At 47.5% G+C, this 15201-nt stretch carries 13 protein-coding genes and 2 pseudogenes; 4 read left to right on the top strand and 11 right to left on the bottom strand.

Features of this window, described 5'->3' with window-relative positions; all coding sequences use genetic code 11:
* Positions 1-384: 384 nt before the first annotated feature.
* Complete coding sequence (locus tag RT644_RS00170; protein ID WP_313624929.1) at positions 385-1803, top strand: phospholipase; 1419 nt, start codon at positions 385-387, stop codon at positions 1801-1803.
* Positions 1778-2542, top strand: coding sequence for an ankyrin repeat domain-containing protein (locus RT644_RS00165; RefSeq protein WP_313624927.1), 765 nt, complete (start codon positions 1778-1780; stop codon positions 2540-2542). The genes RT644_RS00170 and RT644_RS00165 overlap by 26 nt, the downstream gene beginning before the upstream one ends.
* Before the next feature lie 54 nt (positions 2543-2596).
* Here the strand turns inward: RT644_RS00165 and RT644_RS00160 are convergent.
* Both RT644_RS00160 and RT644_RS00155 read right to left on the bottom strand, forming a co-directional pair.
* A pseudogene (locus RT644_RS00160) lies at positions 2597-2764 on the bottom strand (NADP-dependent isocitrate dehydrogenase); the annotation flags it as partial.
* Between the two features lie 286 nt (positions 2765-3050).
* Positions 3051-3236 carry a hypothetical protein gene (locus RT644_RS00155; RefSeq protein WP_313624925.1) on the bottom strand — a complete coding sequence of 62 codons (186 nt, stop codon included), beginning with the start codon at positions 3234-3236 and terminating at the stop codon, positions 3051-3053.
* A gap of 414 nt (positions 3237-3650) precedes the next feature.
* Between RT644_RS00155 and RT644_RS00150 the strand changes: the two genes are divergently transcribed.
* Complete coding sequence (locus RT644_RS00150) at positions 3651-5363, top strand: AIPR family protein (RefSeq protein WP_313624923.1); 1713 nt, start codon at positions 3651-3653, stop codon at positions 5361-5363.
* Between the two features lie 526 nt (positions 5364-5889).
* Positions 5890-6560: pseudogene (locus RT644_RS00145) on the top strand (SOS response-associated peptidase).
* Here the strand turns inward: RT644_RS00145 and RT644_RS00140 are convergent.
* From RT644_RS00140 to RT644_RS00100, 9 genes are all read right to left on the bottom strand, one after another.
* Positions 6553-7818, bottom strand: coding sequence for a Y-family DNA polymerase (locus RT644_RS00140; RefSeq protein ID WP_313624921.1), 1266 nt, complete (start codon positions 7816-7818; stop codon positions 6553-6555). The pseudogene RT644_RS00145 and the gene RT644_RS00140 overlap by 8 nt on opposite strands.
* A gap of 2 nt (positions 7819-7820) precedes the next feature.
* A complete protein-coding gene (locus tag RT644_RS00135) occupies positions 7821-8243 on the bottom strand; it encodes a translesion error-prone DNA polymerase V autoproteolytic subunit (protein ID WP_313624919.1) in 423 nt (140 codons plus the stop codon).
* A 56-nt stretch (positions 8244-8299) separates the two neighbouring features.
* Entirely contained in the window at positions 8300-9532 is a 1233-nt protein-coding gene (locus RT644_RS00130; RefSeq protein ID WP_313624917.1) for a tail fiber domain-containing protein, read from the bottom strand.
* A 59-nt stretch (positions 9533-9591) separates the two neighbouring features.
* On the bottom strand, positions 9592-9828 hold the full coding sequence (locus tag RT644_RS00125; RefSeq protein ID WP_313624915.1) for a lipoprotein: 237 nt from the start codon (positions 9826-9828) through the stop codon (positions 9592-9594).
* 110 nt (positions 9829-9938) lie between these two features.
* The gene (locus RT644_RS00120) at positions 9939-10613 is read right to left on the bottom strand and encodes a hypothetical protein (protein WP_313624913.1); all 675 of its coding nucleotides are present in this window, start codon (positions 10611-10613) and stop codon (positions 9939-9941) included.
* Positions 10614-10916 (bottom strand): hypothetical protein, encoded by a 303-nt coding sequence (locus tag RT644_RS00115; RefSeq protein WP_313624911.1) that lies wholly within the window; start codon positions 10914-10916, stop codon positions 10614-10616.
* Positions 10916-14101: a host specificity protein J gene (locus RT644_RS00110; RefSeq protein ID WP_313624909.1), complete on the bottom strand. Its 3186-nt coding sequence runs from the start codon at positions 14099-14101 to the stop codon at positions 10916-10918. Before RT644_RS00110 ends, RT644_RS00115 begins: the two co-directional genes overlap by 1 nt.
* 50 nt (positions 14102-14151) lie before the next feature.
* Entirely contained in the window at positions 14152-14742 is a 591-nt protein-coding gene (locus tag RT644_RS00105) for a tail assembly protein (RefSeq protein WP_313624907.1), read from the bottom strand.
* A gap of 66 nt (positions 14743-14808) precedes the next feature.
* On the bottom strand, positions 14809-15192 hold the full coding sequence (locus tag RT644_RS00100; protein ID WP_313624905.1) for a hypothetical protein: 384 nt from the start codon (positions 15190-15192) through the stop codon (positions 14809-14811).
* Positions 15193-15201: the final 9 nt, after the last annotated feature.

The following is a 15201-nucleotide window of genomic DNA, read 5'->3' as shown; positions in this document are numbered from 1 at the left end:
CAACGTCGCGTGTCGTTTTTGTTTTGGTTTCGAGCACAAGTATTGATGAAACAAGAGCATAACATGCGTTAACACGACTTATCCGTAAGCAGCTATTCAATTCCTGGGGAGCCTATTTAATCCGCTTTCATCGTCGCTGGGCGTAGGTTCAAGTTCCCTCTTACCAACCCCAAAAAGCCCATGAAACTTACCCACTGATACTGGTAGGCGACTTTTAGTGTCATTACTGTAAATTTCTGCAAGAATTTATATGCTTCTTTATCGGGCCGGGCTGGAGTTTGCCAGCGACCGGACTGCGGATTCCCTCCCGCAAAGCCGTTATTTCTCTTCAGGAGAACAAATGCACACCCGTAAATGGAATGGCGTGAACCGGGAGTCGGTATCATGACAAATTACATGTCATTGACCTACATTTTTGAAGAAAAAGTCGCTCCGTGGCGATTTTCATTCATTATCCATCCTCAACTCGCAGTGCAAAGAATCAGAACGATGCCTCCCTCTTCGGTAAGTGCCATGCTAAGCCGTCAGGACACGCTTCGCTCACGTAATGGCGCAAATCCCAATCAGTCAGGTCGGGATATACGTACTGTCGCTGCAGTGGATCTTGAACGTGGCACAATGGTGGCTATCGATGACAGCTTCCGTTTATGGTCGCCGGTGACAGCGCTGTTCTTCATTGATAAGGAGGGACGCCTTCAGCTTTTTTCGGCGAATCTGTCCGTTACTTATCCGGTGAGCTCTATCACCCGTCGCTATGAAGAAATGGTCGGTATATTCGGTAAACGTCCCCCGCCAACAGATATACCTCGAGGGCAATTTACGCGCACTGATTCACCCATGCGAGGTGAAGAACCCAGCGCGGGTGGCGGTCGTGGTAGCCGATTGGATGAGCCCACTCGCCCCCTCACAAAAGCCGAGCGCTGGCAGGAGAGAAAAAATCTCATCAGTAAAGGCCAGCGTAGCGTATATCCCGATGCGCAGACGGCAGCTAACCGGCTGGCAGAGAATAATGTGGCCGTTGAAAAGGCGAAGCTTGCTCAGAACGTTTATGGACGTGCGGGACAACCAATAAACGCTCTCGAATCGATGCCGGATGTGCCCGAGGGGTGGGTTGATATAAGTAATGATAAAGACGCCCTTTCTGCAATGGGGCTCACGCCTAAAATGCTGGCTGACAGCCCTATGGAGCCTGATTTCTTTGCCCGCGTATACGCCCCGGATGAATACGTATTTGGAAAAGATATGAATCCGACCGTCGTTTTTCGGGGAACCCGTCCGGATAAAATGATTGACTGGGCCAACAATGCAGCTCAGGGAATGGATCTTCGCTCCTCTTATTATAAAAACGCTGTCGGAATCGGTAGGAAAATTGCTCAAGCAGGCGCAAAAGTTGATATCGCGGGCCACTCTCTCGGTGGAGGACTGGCTTCAGCTGCAGGTATGGCCAGCGGTAAGTCAACCTGGACTTTTAACTCGGCAGGGCTGAACAGTGGCACAATTACAAAATATGGAGGGCAGCTTATTGGAGATGGTTCTGCAATATCTGCTTACAGAGTCAATGGCGAGATGCTGACAAAAATTCAAGAAGTAAGTTATACAGACTTGCGAGATACCAATTTTGATACGTCAGCTTTCGCATTAAAAGCGGGTGTTTCAAACATGTTTCCTGATGCCATAGGTAAACCTCACGCACTCTCTGGAGGTACCGGAAATATGCTGGATAAGCATGGGATGTCACAGGTGATAGACTGCATTGAGGCGCAAAAGGATGAGGATATTGGAATCATTAAAAGTAGGGTTTAGCATAAAAAAACTCACATCCGTAATGCTTTTTTCTTTTCTGCTTGTTCTTTTATCGGCGTGTAATGATATGAAAAAAATAGATCCTGAAAAACATTTTGCCGGACAGCAACTTGTTCTGGCTAAAGCTATTCAGGCGGCAGATCGTGAATCCGTTCTCCGCCTTGCGAAAGAGACTGACCTTAATACGCCGGGCACCGAGGATCTGACACTGCTGTTTTTTGCGATCAATGAGTCTCTTTACAATGACAATCCGCCAGAGCGATTAGTGATTGTGTCGGATTTAGTGCGCGCAGGGGCTGATCCACTACAGCCGCAACCGAGGATGCCTGGTTGCCCTGCCGAAGTAGCGGCAAAGGGCGATAAAGACATTTGGTTAAAGGCGTTACTGGATGGCGGACTGGATCCTAACGCCAGCGATAAGATTTATCATGAACCACTTATTTTCTCGACTCTCGAGTCTAAAACCACAGCCCCACTGGCGTTAATAATCGAGAGAGGAGCAGATATAAACACAAAAAATTCCCTTGGAGAGACGCCTCTCGTGGAGGCTTTCTTTAGCGCGGATTTTGATAAAATGTTCTTTCTTTTAGACCATGGCGCTGATCCTAATCCTGTCAATAATAAAGGTCGCTCTTTTCGGCAGATGGTAGACAGAGATCTTCAAAAAGTTAAGAAAGGCAGTGATTATTACAATAACTTAATGAAATTAGATGCAAAAATGCGGAGCTTGGGGGAATGAGCCGAAAAAACGGGAACCAACCGGCTCCCGTTCTTGTTTAACCCGCGAGGCGGATTACATGTTCGCGATAATCGCGTCGCCAAACTCTGAACATTTCAGCAGCTTAGCGCCTTCCATCAGACGTTCAAAATCGTAGGTCACGGTTTTGGCGTTAATCGCGCCGCTCATGCCTTTCACGATCAGGTCAGCCGCTTCAACCCAGCCCATGTGGCGCAACAGTAGTTATTAGAATTACGCATAAGTAATTGATAAATATCTTGAATGCGTGGTTTTTGATGTTGGTATGGTTGTTTTGAACCGGTTTCTAAGTCCATGATTATCAAAAGTTGTTTTTGAGTTTTGATAACCGCTTTTGGCACGGAGCGGACAGAAATCAAGATCACAAGGTCCGCTACGAGCGAAGAGCTGACATTTCTAACAGCATTCTGTGTGAAGAAACGGGGAAAAGGTCACCCTACATGCTACATTGAATTACTTATATCCTGGCTTATCATCATCAAACTAACCATCAGGTTTCCTGTTCACTCATTGATTCCAACAAACGTTTTATCGCTTCCAGTTTTGCTGTCTGGCGACGCATTTCTAGCAGCCTGAGAGCATTGAAAACATCGCCTTCATTAAATTGAACACGACTCAGTTTGCCCATATCCTGATTCAGTAATTCCAGTTCATCATCAGTTATTGGTGGTCTCATTTTGTTCCCCAGATCATTGTTGATTTAAAAATAGATTATGAAAATGTTGTATGGTAGAAAATCTGTTAAGGCAAGAAAATACTTATCGGTGTGTTGACCAGCTCCTCGTTAATCCACATAAACTGATGTCAGCACCGTCTGTTCCTGGCACGAAAGAGTCGATCATGGCGCAGACATGTCTGATCAGAGCGAGAAGCGGAAGCTATCGCTTCTCACATAAATAATGAAGGCATTCCTAAACTTTTCTTCTGTCGATCTGCGGGGGAGATGGTCACTGGAACTCGAATGCTCCCATTAGCTTTGATAAAATCATTCATGTCTGGGTATTAAAATAGGTGGATTTCAACCCTACACTCCATTAACGTACCTTTATAGTACTACTGGACTTCAAACCAAGCATTGGAGCATGAAAGAATGAGTGAGCTTACTAACTCCCAAATAATAATGGAAAAGATTATTAAGGAAGAAGCTGTGGAGCAAGGTGCACAGTTTTCAGAATATTTTGAACTATACACGGCATCACAAATACTTAAGGATTATGACGTAACATATTCTGATATAGAATATAGCATCGTTGGGGATGGTGGAGATGGCGGTGTAGACTCATTTTATACCTTCCTCAATGGAGAGTTAATAAAAGAAGACACTGATTATTCTAAAACCGGAAAGCACAACAAAATAGAAGTGGTTATTATACAGTCAAAAACATCAAAAAAATTTGGCGAAGATGCAATTACCAAATTTAATGAAGTGACTAGAGATTTATTCAACATATCAACCGATATAAGCAGCGACAACCTAAAAAGACGTTACAATGATGATCTCAGAGGGAGGGTTTCTATTTTCAGAGATGTTTATAGTAATTTAATGAAAGGCTTTCCTGATTTAAATTTCTCATATTACTACTCAACTCTAGGCGAGGAAGTCCACCCCAATGTTGTCGATAAGGTAAATCCTCTAAAAGAAACTATCCTCAAAATGTTTACAGGATCTAAGTTCTCATTTGATTTTGTCGGAGCAAGTAACTTAGTTGAGTTAAACAGGAAGGTAAAAAGTACTTCAAGGATGATGGAGTTAGCTGAGTCACCTATAGCAACAGCTAGTGGTAGTTATCTTTGCCTTGTTAACTTGAAAAGATATTACGAATTCATCTCTGATAATGATTCTCTCTCAAGAAGTATATTTGAGTCAAACGTTAGGGATCATAATGGAGATGTTGTTGTAAACGTAGCTATTCAAGAAACACTTACCTCCGGCAAGGAGGATTTTTGGTTTTTAAACAATGGTGTAACAATAATCACATCAAAAGCTGTTCTATCTGGGAAAACCTTGACTATAGAAAATCCACAAGTAGTCAATGGGTTACAAACTTCACACGAGATTTATAACTACTTTTCTAATTTGGAAGAAGCTACTCAGGAATTAAGAAATGTATTAGTTCGTGTTATTTGTGAGAGCGATGCTGAATCTAGAGATAAAATAATAAGAGCAACCAATAGCCAGACTAGCATCCCCCCTGCCTCCTTGAGAAGTGCAGATGTAATACATCGGGATATAGAAGATTTCTTCAAAGCTAATGGTTATTTTTACGATCGAAGGAAGAATTTATATAAAAATGAAGGCAAGCCAGCCTCTCGTATTGTATCCATACCTTATTTATCACAATGCGTCATCACAACAGTTCTCCTGCAACCAAATAACGCAAGAGCAAGACCTTCAACTCTCATAAATGACAACACTCGATATGAACAAATATTCAATAAAAAAAATCCACTCTCTCTCTATCTAAACTCATATTTAATCTTAAAAAAATGTACTGAGCTATTGAAACAGTATGAATTTAAGAGCAAAAGGGATTTTAATAATGTTATTTATCACACAGCAATGGCTGTAGTTTTAAAATTAGCTATCACTGATGGAAGGCAGAATAATATATCTAAGTTTGTTGGTGACTTTGATATTAGAAGAATCACTGAAGAATATTTTGACGAGATATTTGACCTGGTTTGGAGAGAATATAAAAATTTAGGTCGTGATGATACCACAGCAAAAGGAACTGATTTTGTTACTAATATTGCAAAAGCTCTCGAAATATCAGCTAAGACAGAACAAAGCCCCATGAACTAATAGCTGCTTTTTCTAATGGGGTCAGTTTGGGGTTCGTAATTTATACTACGTTAAGAGCTCTAATTTAACCGGGTGATTTCGTTCCATTGAGTGGCCCCCTTAAGAGTAAAATATATCAGGAGCTATCACGCTCTGCTCCCCATAGAATAATGCTCCTTGACGTTTGCAACGTCCATTCATGGCACAAAGCGGCTTTTAAGATATGGGACTCTGACATGGGGTGTCAGGGGTCGGAGGTTCAAATCCTCTCGTGCCGACCAAAAAACCTCAAGAAAACCAACCCATTGCGGTTGGTTTTTTTATGCCTGCGCTTCCGACAAGGTAAAACAAAGGTAAAATAAAGGTAATACTCCTGTGTGTTCAGTGCGTTTTTTTGAGACGTACTTACCAGAATCGCCGACCGTTCCTTTACTTAAATTTCCGAGTACTGTTAAATCAAATTCCCTTATAAAACGTAGTACTTAAGGGTGCGCACCAGTTTTTCTCCCTGCCCTATACTTTCAGCATTACAGTGCTGGAGGTGTGTATGTGTGGACGTTTTGCACAATCTCAAACCCGTGAAGAATATCTGACTTACCTGGCCGATGAAGCCGAACGTGATATTCCATATGATCCAGAACCCATTGGACGCTATAACGTGGCTCCGGGGACCAAAGTTCTGATACTCAGCGAGCGCGATAATCTTTTACACCTCGATCCAGTAATCTGGTCATATGCACCTGGATGGTGGGGTAAACCGCCACTGATTAATGCCCGGGTAGAAACTGCGGCTACCAGCAGAATGTTCAAACCTCTGTGGCAACATGGGCGAGCAATTTGTTTCGCTGACGGTTGGTTTGAATGGAAGAAGGAGGGAGACAAAAAAAACCCTATTTCATCCACCGCGCCGACGGCGAGCCAATTTTCATGGCGGCGATCGGAAGCACACCGTTCGAACGAGGTGATGAAGCGGAAGGATTTTTGATTGTTACAACAGCGGCCGATAAAGGCCTGGTTGATATCCATGACAGGCGTCCACTTGTGCTTACTCCGGAAGCGGCGCGGGAATGGATAATGCAGGATATTGGCGGAAAGGAAGCAGAAGAAATTGCAGTTGCGGGCACAGTGCCGGCAGATAAATTTACCTGGCACGCTGTAACGCGCGCTGTTGGTAATCCAGTGAATCAAGGCCCCGAACTAATAGAACCAGTCACCTGACCACAGGCAGATCAGAGTAACGAGTCGTATACCGCGGCGACAGCATATCGCGCTTCATCTGCCACTGCTGCTGAATGCCCTGCCCGGCAAAATACAGAGTTCCCCGCCCATCTTTTGCGTTGAGCTTATCCAGTACCGCCATCAGCTTTTCACTGTCCGCGCGCGGCGCGTTGTCGTCAAACAGATTGAGCTGCGCGACGCCCTGGCTGAAGAAGTCGCCGAGCATGACACCTGCTTTCTGGTAACGGTGGCCATCTTTCCAGATTGAATCCAGACAGCGGGTGGCGGCACTGATAATGTCCCTGCTGTCCTGTGTTGGCGTGAGCAGCTTTACCGATGCGCTGTTGCCGTAATAGGGCTCGTTTAACGCAAACGGGCTGGTCTTAACGAATGCGGAGATAAACCGGCAATACTGATGCTCGCCGCGTAGCTTCTCTGCTGCCCGGCTTGCGTAGCTGCATATCGCCTGGCGCATTTCATCGTATTCGGTGACCCGTCCACCAAAAGAACGCGAGCAGACAATCTCCTGCTTTGCCGGCGCAAATTCCTCAAGATCGAGACATGGTTCGCCACGCAGCTCCCGCACCGTTCTCTCAAGTACAACGTTAAAATGCTTGCGGATAATCCAGGTGCTTTGTTCTGAGAGCTCAAGCGCGGTTTTAATGCCCAGAGCGTTCAGCTTTTTACTGATACGCCGACCGACGCCCCAGACATCCTCAACCGGAACAAGAGCCAGCAACCGGCGCTGGCGGTCGATGTTGGACAAATCAACCACGCCGCCGGTCTGCCGCTGCCACTTTTTCGCGGCGTGGTTGGCCAGCTTCGCCAGGGTTTTGGTTTGCGCTATGCCGACGCCGACAGTCAGGTGAGTGCGCTTCAGCACGGTCGCGCGTATCTCGCGCCCAAAGTCAGTTAAATCACGACAATTACGGACGCCGGTCAGGTCGCAAAAGGCTTCATCGATTGAGTATATTTCCACGCGAGGGCTCATCTCTTCCAGGGTGGTCATCACCCTGTTTGACATGTCCGCGTACAACTCGTAATTGCTGCTGAATACGACGATACCGTGGCGCCGGAACGCCTCTTTCTGTTTGAAGTAAGGCTCCCCCATCACCACGAAAGGTTTCGCTTCAGCACTGCGGGCGATCACGCAGCCATCGTTATTCGAAAGAACGACGACTGGACGCCCTTTTAAATCAGGACGAAAGACGGTTTCGCACGACGCGTAAAAGCTGTTCACATCGCACAGCGCAAACATGTTCAGCTCGCCGGTTTAACGATGAAAGTTACGACACCGAAGATATCCAGGGTGTCTTCGCTTGTTACCCGGATCGGACTGTATGCCGAATTCATCGGGTTGAGCTGTATAGTTGGTCGAAGTTGCAGACGTTTCACGGTGAATTCGCCATCGACCGCCGCGATCACAATATCGCCGTGCTGCGCGGTGCGCGAACTGTCAACCACCAGCAGATCGCCGTCGCTGATTCCGCCATCAATCATCGAATCCCCCGCAGCTTTGACGAAGTAAGTCGCGCTGGGGCGTTGCACAAGGAGTTCGTTAAGGTCAATTCGCTGCTCAACGTAGTCGGCTGCCGGGCTGGGAAACCCGCACTGAACAAGGTCGCTGAAGAGCGGGAGCGCGATAACTGCGCGCGGAAAATCAGCTGGTTTAATGAATTGCATAGTGTAGCCCTGCTTAATACTGTTTTTATATACAGTAGATTTATCTATGCAGATGATCAAGAGCCAGCGGATATCTGTTTTACAAGTAACTGAAGTTCAGAGATTTGTTTTTGCTGAGCCTGAATCGCCAGCGCAAGCTTGGCAATCATGGCGATCGGATCAAGGTAGTAAGCGCCTTCCGGGCTATTTTCATCAAAACCTTCTTTTAGCCCTTCACCCTTCACGCATTCCGGGCTGACCAGCACAAGATCGTTGGCTATGAACCCTAACTTTTCATCGCTCTGCGGCGCGATACCACGGGCTTTATACCGGAATGATGCCACGCGCCATTTCATAACCTGATTTACAGCCTCTGCCATATCATTTTCGGATCGGTATTCAACTTCTTCTTTAAGAAGTCTGTCTGATACAGCCTGTGTGCTGATTCCGCCGACCAGATAATTATCGATATAGAGGGTAGGCTGTGATCCTGTCCAGTCAATGTAATAGGAGTTCAACCTTGGATCTCTGCCGATACCGGGTTGACAAATTATTCCTCCATTAGCAAAAACAGTTGCAGGCCTTCCACCAACAGAGTCGATGTTAACAACAGTCCTCTGCGTTCCATCCCAAAAGTTCGCTATAGATCCCATCATCCTTGCGCCTTCCTGATTGGCAATCGCAGTTAATACAAGTCCATAAGAAAAAGGACTTGATCCCCCTCTCATCGGTAGTGAGATGTCACCGGTTATTATCCCGCCTGATTTTCCATTAATTGAATTAAGACGAGCGTCATCACCGGCTGCGACCGTATTAGCTGCTGTGCCTACATTAAGAGCTGCAGCGCCACCCAGTGAACTTTTATCAGCCTTGCCGTCCAGCGCTGTCTTATCGGCCTTGCTGGCTAAAGACGTTGCCAGGCTGTTCCATGATGGCCCCGGAAATGAGGTTCCATCGGGGAGTTTTACAGTGATATTCCCTGTCGCGGTGAAAAGTTGCTGCCAGTTCTGTTTGTCGTAATTCAGGCCGCGTAGCGCTTCCGCACTCTGCGCAACCAGCGCGGCGGTAACCAGGTTCATTGCGACGCGGGGCACAGCATACCAGGCAGCACCGGCCTGCGTTGGCCCGGTGTAATTGCTGACGAGCGTGAGTGCGGTTGCATTGTCTACCGTTTTCACCGGCAGCGTGTAAGGAATGCCGCCGACCGTAACCACAATAAAATCGGCGGCGGCAAGCTCAGTAGTGAATGACGTGCCATTCCCGGCAACTACGGCTGAATTGTTCGTTAGTGTTAAGGTTCCTGCTGACATATTTTCTCCGTAAATAAAAAAACCCGCTTCGTGAGCGGGTTCTGTATATATTACATCTGCTATTTGCAGGTTGAAGAGGTAAAGTTATTTCGGTTTACCCATCGCCAGTTAAATGGGTCTCCAGCTTTATACTCTACCTGATGTGCGACAACACGAACGCCATAAATCTGCACAGTTCTTGGAAGCCCACCAAGCATTGCTGTGGCTTCGCAAACCGGCGCTTTCTTTTCAAGAAATTGACCTGAACAACCGGACAAAACGAATAAAAACATTAAAACTGTAGTTATTTTTTTCATTTTTTATACCAGAGGTTAACTATCATAATTAAATTACATCTGATTCATAAATAATAAAAATAGGTTTTGTATATTTATTTTTATAAATTCGATCGATTAAAACGATCAATCTAATCATAGGCATCTGTTTTTATCGCTATGATTGCATTTCCATTGTTTGTACTACCAACAACGGAACCGGAAGCATTGCTGTTGGAAGCGGCACTTATTCTTGAGGTTGTGCCATTAAATCTGCATCCAGTGTATGCGGTGGCTGCAATAATCTGTGGCTGTCCCTGCACCATGAACTGTATCAGCGTTGACCCAAGAATCCCAGGACATACGGCATAGCTTCCATCCAGTGTCTGATCAATGTTTACCCCTCCACTGTTACCGGGCGTGCCGATTGTAACAAGGTCGCTTAACACACGACTCTCATTTGTTAATACAAGCTTGCCTACAGCATCCCATATTGCAAAGCCCCATTGAGGAAGGGTTTGAGGGAAAATGGCGAAAATATAAGCCGTCAGCGTGTGGGTCTGACCATAAGGGTTTCCTGAAGACACCGATATATTGTTTCCTGACCTTGTCGCACCAACAACAGTTGGCTGATTTGTATAATTTGTTTTGCAGAAAGCAATCGCAGGAAATGAAGCGTCGAGATTGACTGCGGCTGATGCGCTGTGGAATGTCCCATTTGCAACAGAATTCACAACTACTTTTCTGTATAAACAAAATGGGGTTGATTGTGGCGTAACAAAGGGATTACCGTTTTCCATGAGTATCATCGCGCCATAATCGGCCATTTAATTTTTCTCCAAAAATACAACCAGCTCGCATGCTGATGCAGGATAGTTGCCACTCCCTACGCTGTTTGCCGATGAGATCGTAATTGTGTTTCCGTTGGCTTCAATTCTTCTTCCAACATTTACCGCACCAGCATCAAGAGAAACGACAAACCCTACCTTAAAACCAGCCGGTACGGCGTAGCTCCATGAACCAGCGGTTTGTCCTGCGGCCAGAGGAATGTGACCTATAACAGATATTGGTTTGATGCCATAGTTGTTGGGGATGCCATTGGCATCCCATGTCTGAATACCCCACGCCATTAAAAAACCCCTGTTAGTTTTCCGATCTGGACACGTAATACCCCATTTTCATCCCTAATGCTGTCGGTAACATTTGTTGATTTTTTTGCACCTGCGCCATCACTTCCAAAATTAACCCATGTACCCGCTTTATCAAGACGCCAGCCAGATACATTCGGAACATAATTATTCGATTGAATATAACTACCAATCTTGGCATTAGTGATCGTCCCGTCCTGGATAAACGCATCACTGATAAACACCTGTCCATTGACCACCGCGAAGGGCGAATATTGTGTGCTTCCGCTGCCGCTCATCAGCACGAACTGATTAGCATTGAACCCAACCCGTGTTACAACTGGCTGGCCAGCCTGCGCCAGCACGGCGATCGACATTCCGGCGTTATACATCACACCGTTTATACGAACCCCGGTTTTCAGCGTATAGATAGCCGTTGCGCCGTCGCCATCCACAACCGCAGTGAGCTTATCCTCCAGCGCTGCGGTGACATCACCAATCTGTGCTTGCACCTGGGTGGACAGTTCAGCCATAGCGTTATCGACTTCTGCTATGGTCGTTTTTACGACCAGAATGTCAGCACGTACCTCACCGTATTGCGCCCACTGGTGTTCAATGGTGCTGTGATTCGCCAGCGCGTTTTGCAGTGCGGCTTCCAGATTTGTGTCGATGTCGCTGGTCAGCCGCTCGCCGTCGGCGGATGTGAGGAAGCCATCGCCAATACCCTCCAGATAGTCAGCAGCCTGGTCGTTTGCCATCCCCCTGATCCAGTCGGTATAGCCCGATTCGTTACCGGTTTTATCGACCAGTTGCGCGCGGTACCAGAATTCCTGCCCGGCTTTCAGTCCGAGTTGGGTATATTCTGCCTGCGGGTAAGGAACATCGGAGAGCAGCAGCGGATCTGAAAAATCGCTGTTGGCTGTGTATTGAATTTCCGTTTTCAGCGTATCAGCGGTGTTGGAGGGGAATCCCCAGTTGAGGCGGATACCCCAGTTAATTCCTGTCGCCATAAATCCAACCGGCTTAGGCGGATTACCTTCTTTCCCTGTCAGCGTGGTTTCGGTTGAGTATCCCCAGCCACTAGAGATTTCAGCGGCGTTGATGGCGCGCACGCGCACCAGATAGCGTCCCGCATAAATGCCCGGCACTTCAAACGAGGTGGTGGAGCTGCGCGGCACGTTCACCCAGTTACCGTCATTGCGGCGCCACTGCGCTTCATACGCGATCGCATTGGCCGTGTCCGTCCATGAAACGCGCATGGTCTGAACGCTGATCCCCTGGTTCACCACGGAATAACTGTCGATAGCGATATTATCGGGCGCTGCCTGGCTGCCCGGCGGCACGACGCTGACGGGGCGGCTGTCGATAATGGCTCCGGTATCAATGCGGACATATTTGTCCGGATCGTGAGCCGCGCCGGTAATGGTTAACGTGCCATCATTATTATCTGTCACACTGACAACCCGGTATTGCTGCGCATACAGTTCATCCGATTCCACTATCCACACGCTTTCCGCTTCCGGCGTTTCGCTGTAAGCGGTGGTCACCGTGACCACTTCTCCATTAACCGCCTGAATGGTACGGCTCTGCGCAGCACCGGAAGGCAGGTTGAGAAACAGCCGATCACCGGCAACCGCATAAGGCACTCTGTCCAGAGTGATCACCCTGCCGTTAACCGCGCTGATACGCCCGCCGGTAACCTTGCCTGACAGGTTCTCATCGGCTACAGCGATAATGTAGCCGGGTTGTGGGATCATGCCATCCAGCCCCACGGAGAAAGAAACCACCCGGTCTTTATTGTTGGTGAGGATCCCCCAGCGCCCTTTTCGGTTCGCTTCTGACTGGCGTGTGCAGCCGATTGCCGTCATCTCAAGCTGGTTAAAACCTTTGTAGCGGGCTACCAGTTCCTGTTCAAAGACTGGCTCCATTGCATCAGCGTAACCGTTATCCGGATCTGAATATGAAACCAGCGCGCTGGTATACCGGCTTTTCGTCGTGCTGCTGCTGTAGCTGAATCGGCCGTCAATGACGTTTGCTTTTGTGTAGCTGTAATCGACATCGCGCGGCATATCCGCCAGGGTAACAATCTGGTTGCCGCCCCAGTAGGTCATCCCCCGGAAGATGGCGGCGAAGTCACGCAATACCGTATAGGCGTCGTTGCGATCCTGAACATAGACGTTACAGATATAGCGTGGTTCGGTACCGCTGCCACCTTTACCGTCCGGCACCGGCGCATCGCAATATTGCGCCACCTGATAGAGCGTCCATTTATCGATATTCTCAGCTGTCAGGCGATCGCCAAGGCCGAAACGGTCAGAGACTACCAGATCGTAAAAAATCCATGCCGGGTTATCAGTCCATGCCCATTTAAAGGCACCGGACCATGTTCCAGTGTAGGCGCGTGTTTCCGGGTTGTAATTGTCCGGCACACGGATAACACGTCCGCGCGGTTCACAGGAAATCTGCGGGATAGAGCCGTTGAACTGGCTCGAGTCAAACTCGATATAGAGCAGTGCCGTATTTGGGTAACGCAATTTGGCATCGATAACTTCCGTGTAGCTCTGGATAGTCATCGTGTCACCGATCTTTGCGCTGCTGGCATCAGTGGTAATTTTCCTTACCCGCACGGTCCATGACGTGGCACCATCTGGCAGATCGATACGGTGACTGCGTTCGTAGCCTGATGTGGTTTTCCCGCTGACGGCGGTGTTAATTTTGGTGACAAAAGCACCACCATCCACCTGAAGATCAATCGCGTACTGAACACGATTACCAACCAGATCACCATCATCTTCCTGCTTAAAGAGTGATGGCCATTTCAGGCGCAGGCGTACCGCAGAAAGCTGAGAATTAGTAAACGTGTGCGTCCATGCCGCTGAGCTTTTAATCTCGATGCCGGTACTGATCTCATTCTCGGTACCAGGAATGCCCTGGATATAACTTTGCGCCTGAGTGCCCGGGCGAAACTCCCACGTCACACCGCTGAAATTTGATGAACCATTGGCATTCAGCAGCGGCGTACCGTCGAGAAAAATACTCTGCCCGGTTAGCTGGCCGGAAAATTCCCCCTCACCCAGCGCGACAAGAATCTTCGCCTTCGCAACAGACTGGAGATCGTCAGGCTGTTCTGTAGGCGTGCGGGAACTGGAGCTGCCGCCTTTGCGCCCCTGAATTTTCTTGTTTGCCATATTGCGCCCATAAAAAAACCGCCGTTGGCGGTGATTAAGCAGAGGAAGTGTTATTGCTGATCTTCGACGTAAATACCGGCGGAAATAATTGCACCGCCGATACGGCGTTTACCGTAAAGAAGCGGAACCGGATAACCCTGGCTGGTTGTGTTGGTTACGCTACCAAATGCATAAGAGGGTTTGTTATCGGCACTTTGTGTTTTGGCGATCCCGCCAGGTTGGGGTGAAAGCATCTGGACCACCCCGCCCAGCGCCATGACCGCGCCGACCTTAAAAGCAATATCGCTTGCCCAGACTGCAGCTCCCCATGGGGCAAAGGCGGCGGCGGCTATGAGCGCCACACCAAGAATGGTCTGTAGAAAGCCAGCACGTTTGCTGCCAATAATAACCGGGACAATGCGTATTACTTCACCCGATACCGGATAACCAATATCCTGCTCAGAGATGTTTCTTTTACCCTTGAATACCGCATAGGTAAGCCCACGCCGCTTGCTGGAAATCATGAACTGCTCAAAACCTTTAACGGTAGCAGCCAGCGCACGCGTTGCTTCGTGTGTTGTGCGAATCAGGCGGTAATGAACCCTACCGAAAGTTTTCCCAAGGACACCACCCAATTCAATTCTTGTCATCATTTCATTCATAAATACACCATAAACCAAAAACCCCGCTATTGCGGGGTGGTGGCTTGTTGATACTGATATAATATGTTATTCGTCCTGACCACAAGTTTCATTATAATATTTCACATCCAGTGGCGTAGATTCAGAGAATAGTTTTTTACTGAAGATACTATATTCAACGCCCTTCGAGAAAAGTCCCTTCTCCTTCATGCTTATATCGACAATGAATGGTGAGAATCCCGCATATGCGCCATAACCATTTTTTGCGTTAACATGTCCACAAACAAAACCTTTCACCGTACCATCATCACTTTCACCAGATTGAATAAATCTGACATAGCGGAATTTTGCGCTATCAGGATCTTTCATGGATGCTGCAACCTCATTTTTGGCTAAATCAATTGCTTTATCAGCCCCTGGTTTGCAGCCGAATAATAATGTAATGGCTACGACCAAAAATATTTTTCTCACATCCTTTCC

The sequence above is a fragment of the Kosakonia sp. genome (assembly GCF_032104925.1).
Lineage (GTDB): Bacteria > Pseudomonadota > Gammaproteobacteria > Enterobacterales > Enterobacteriaceae > Kosakonia.
Note: the sequence above shows the minus strand (reverse complement) of the source record. Positions and strands in the feature narration are given on the sequence as shown.

Bases quoted from the DNA above. Each gene is read 5' to 3' on its own strand.
- RT644_RS00170 (WP_313624929.1), top strand. From the start codon at position 385: ATGACAAATTACATGTCATTGACCTACATTTTTGAAGAAAAAGTCGCT.
- RT644_RS00155 (WP_313624925.1), bottom strand. From the start codon at position 3,236: ATGAGACCACCAATAACTGATGATGAACTGGAATTACTGAATCAGGAT.
- RT644_RS00150 (WP_313624923.1), top strand. From the start codon at position 3,651: ATGAGTGAGCTTACTAACTCCCAAATAATAATGGAAAAGATTATTAAG.
- RT644_RS00140 (WP_313624921.1), bottom strand. From the start codon at position 7,818: ATGTTTGCGCTGTGCGATGTGAACAGCTTTTACGCGTCGTGCGAAACC.
- RT644_RS00135 (WP_313624919.1), bottom strand. From the start codon at position 8,243: ATGCAATTCATTAAACCAGCTGATTTTCCGCGCGCAGTTATCGCGCTC.
- RT644_RS00130 (WP_313624917.1), bottom strand. From the start codon at position 9,532: ATGTCAGCAGGAACCTTAACACTAACGAACAATTCAGCCGTAGTTGCC.
- RT644_RS00125 (WP_313624915.1), bottom strand. From the start codon at position 9,828: ATGAAAAAAATAACTACAGTTTTAATGTTTTTATTCGTTTTGTCCGGT.
- RT644_RS00120 (WP_313624913.1), bottom strand. From the start codon at position 10,613: ATGGCCGATTATGGCGCGATGATACTCATGGAAAACGGTAATCCCTTT.
- RT644_RS00115 (WP_313624911.1), bottom strand. From the start codon at position 10,916: ATGGCGTGGGGTATTCAGACATGGGATGCCAATGGCATCCCCAACAAC.
- RT644_RS00110 (WP_313624909.1), bottom strand. From the start codon at position 14,101: ATGGCAAACAAGAAAATTCAGGGGCGCAAAGGCGGCAGCTCCAGTTCC.
- RT644_RS00105 (WP_313624907.1), bottom strand. From the start codon at position 14,742: ATGAATGAAATGATGACAAGAATTGAATTGGGTGGTGTCCTTGGGAAA.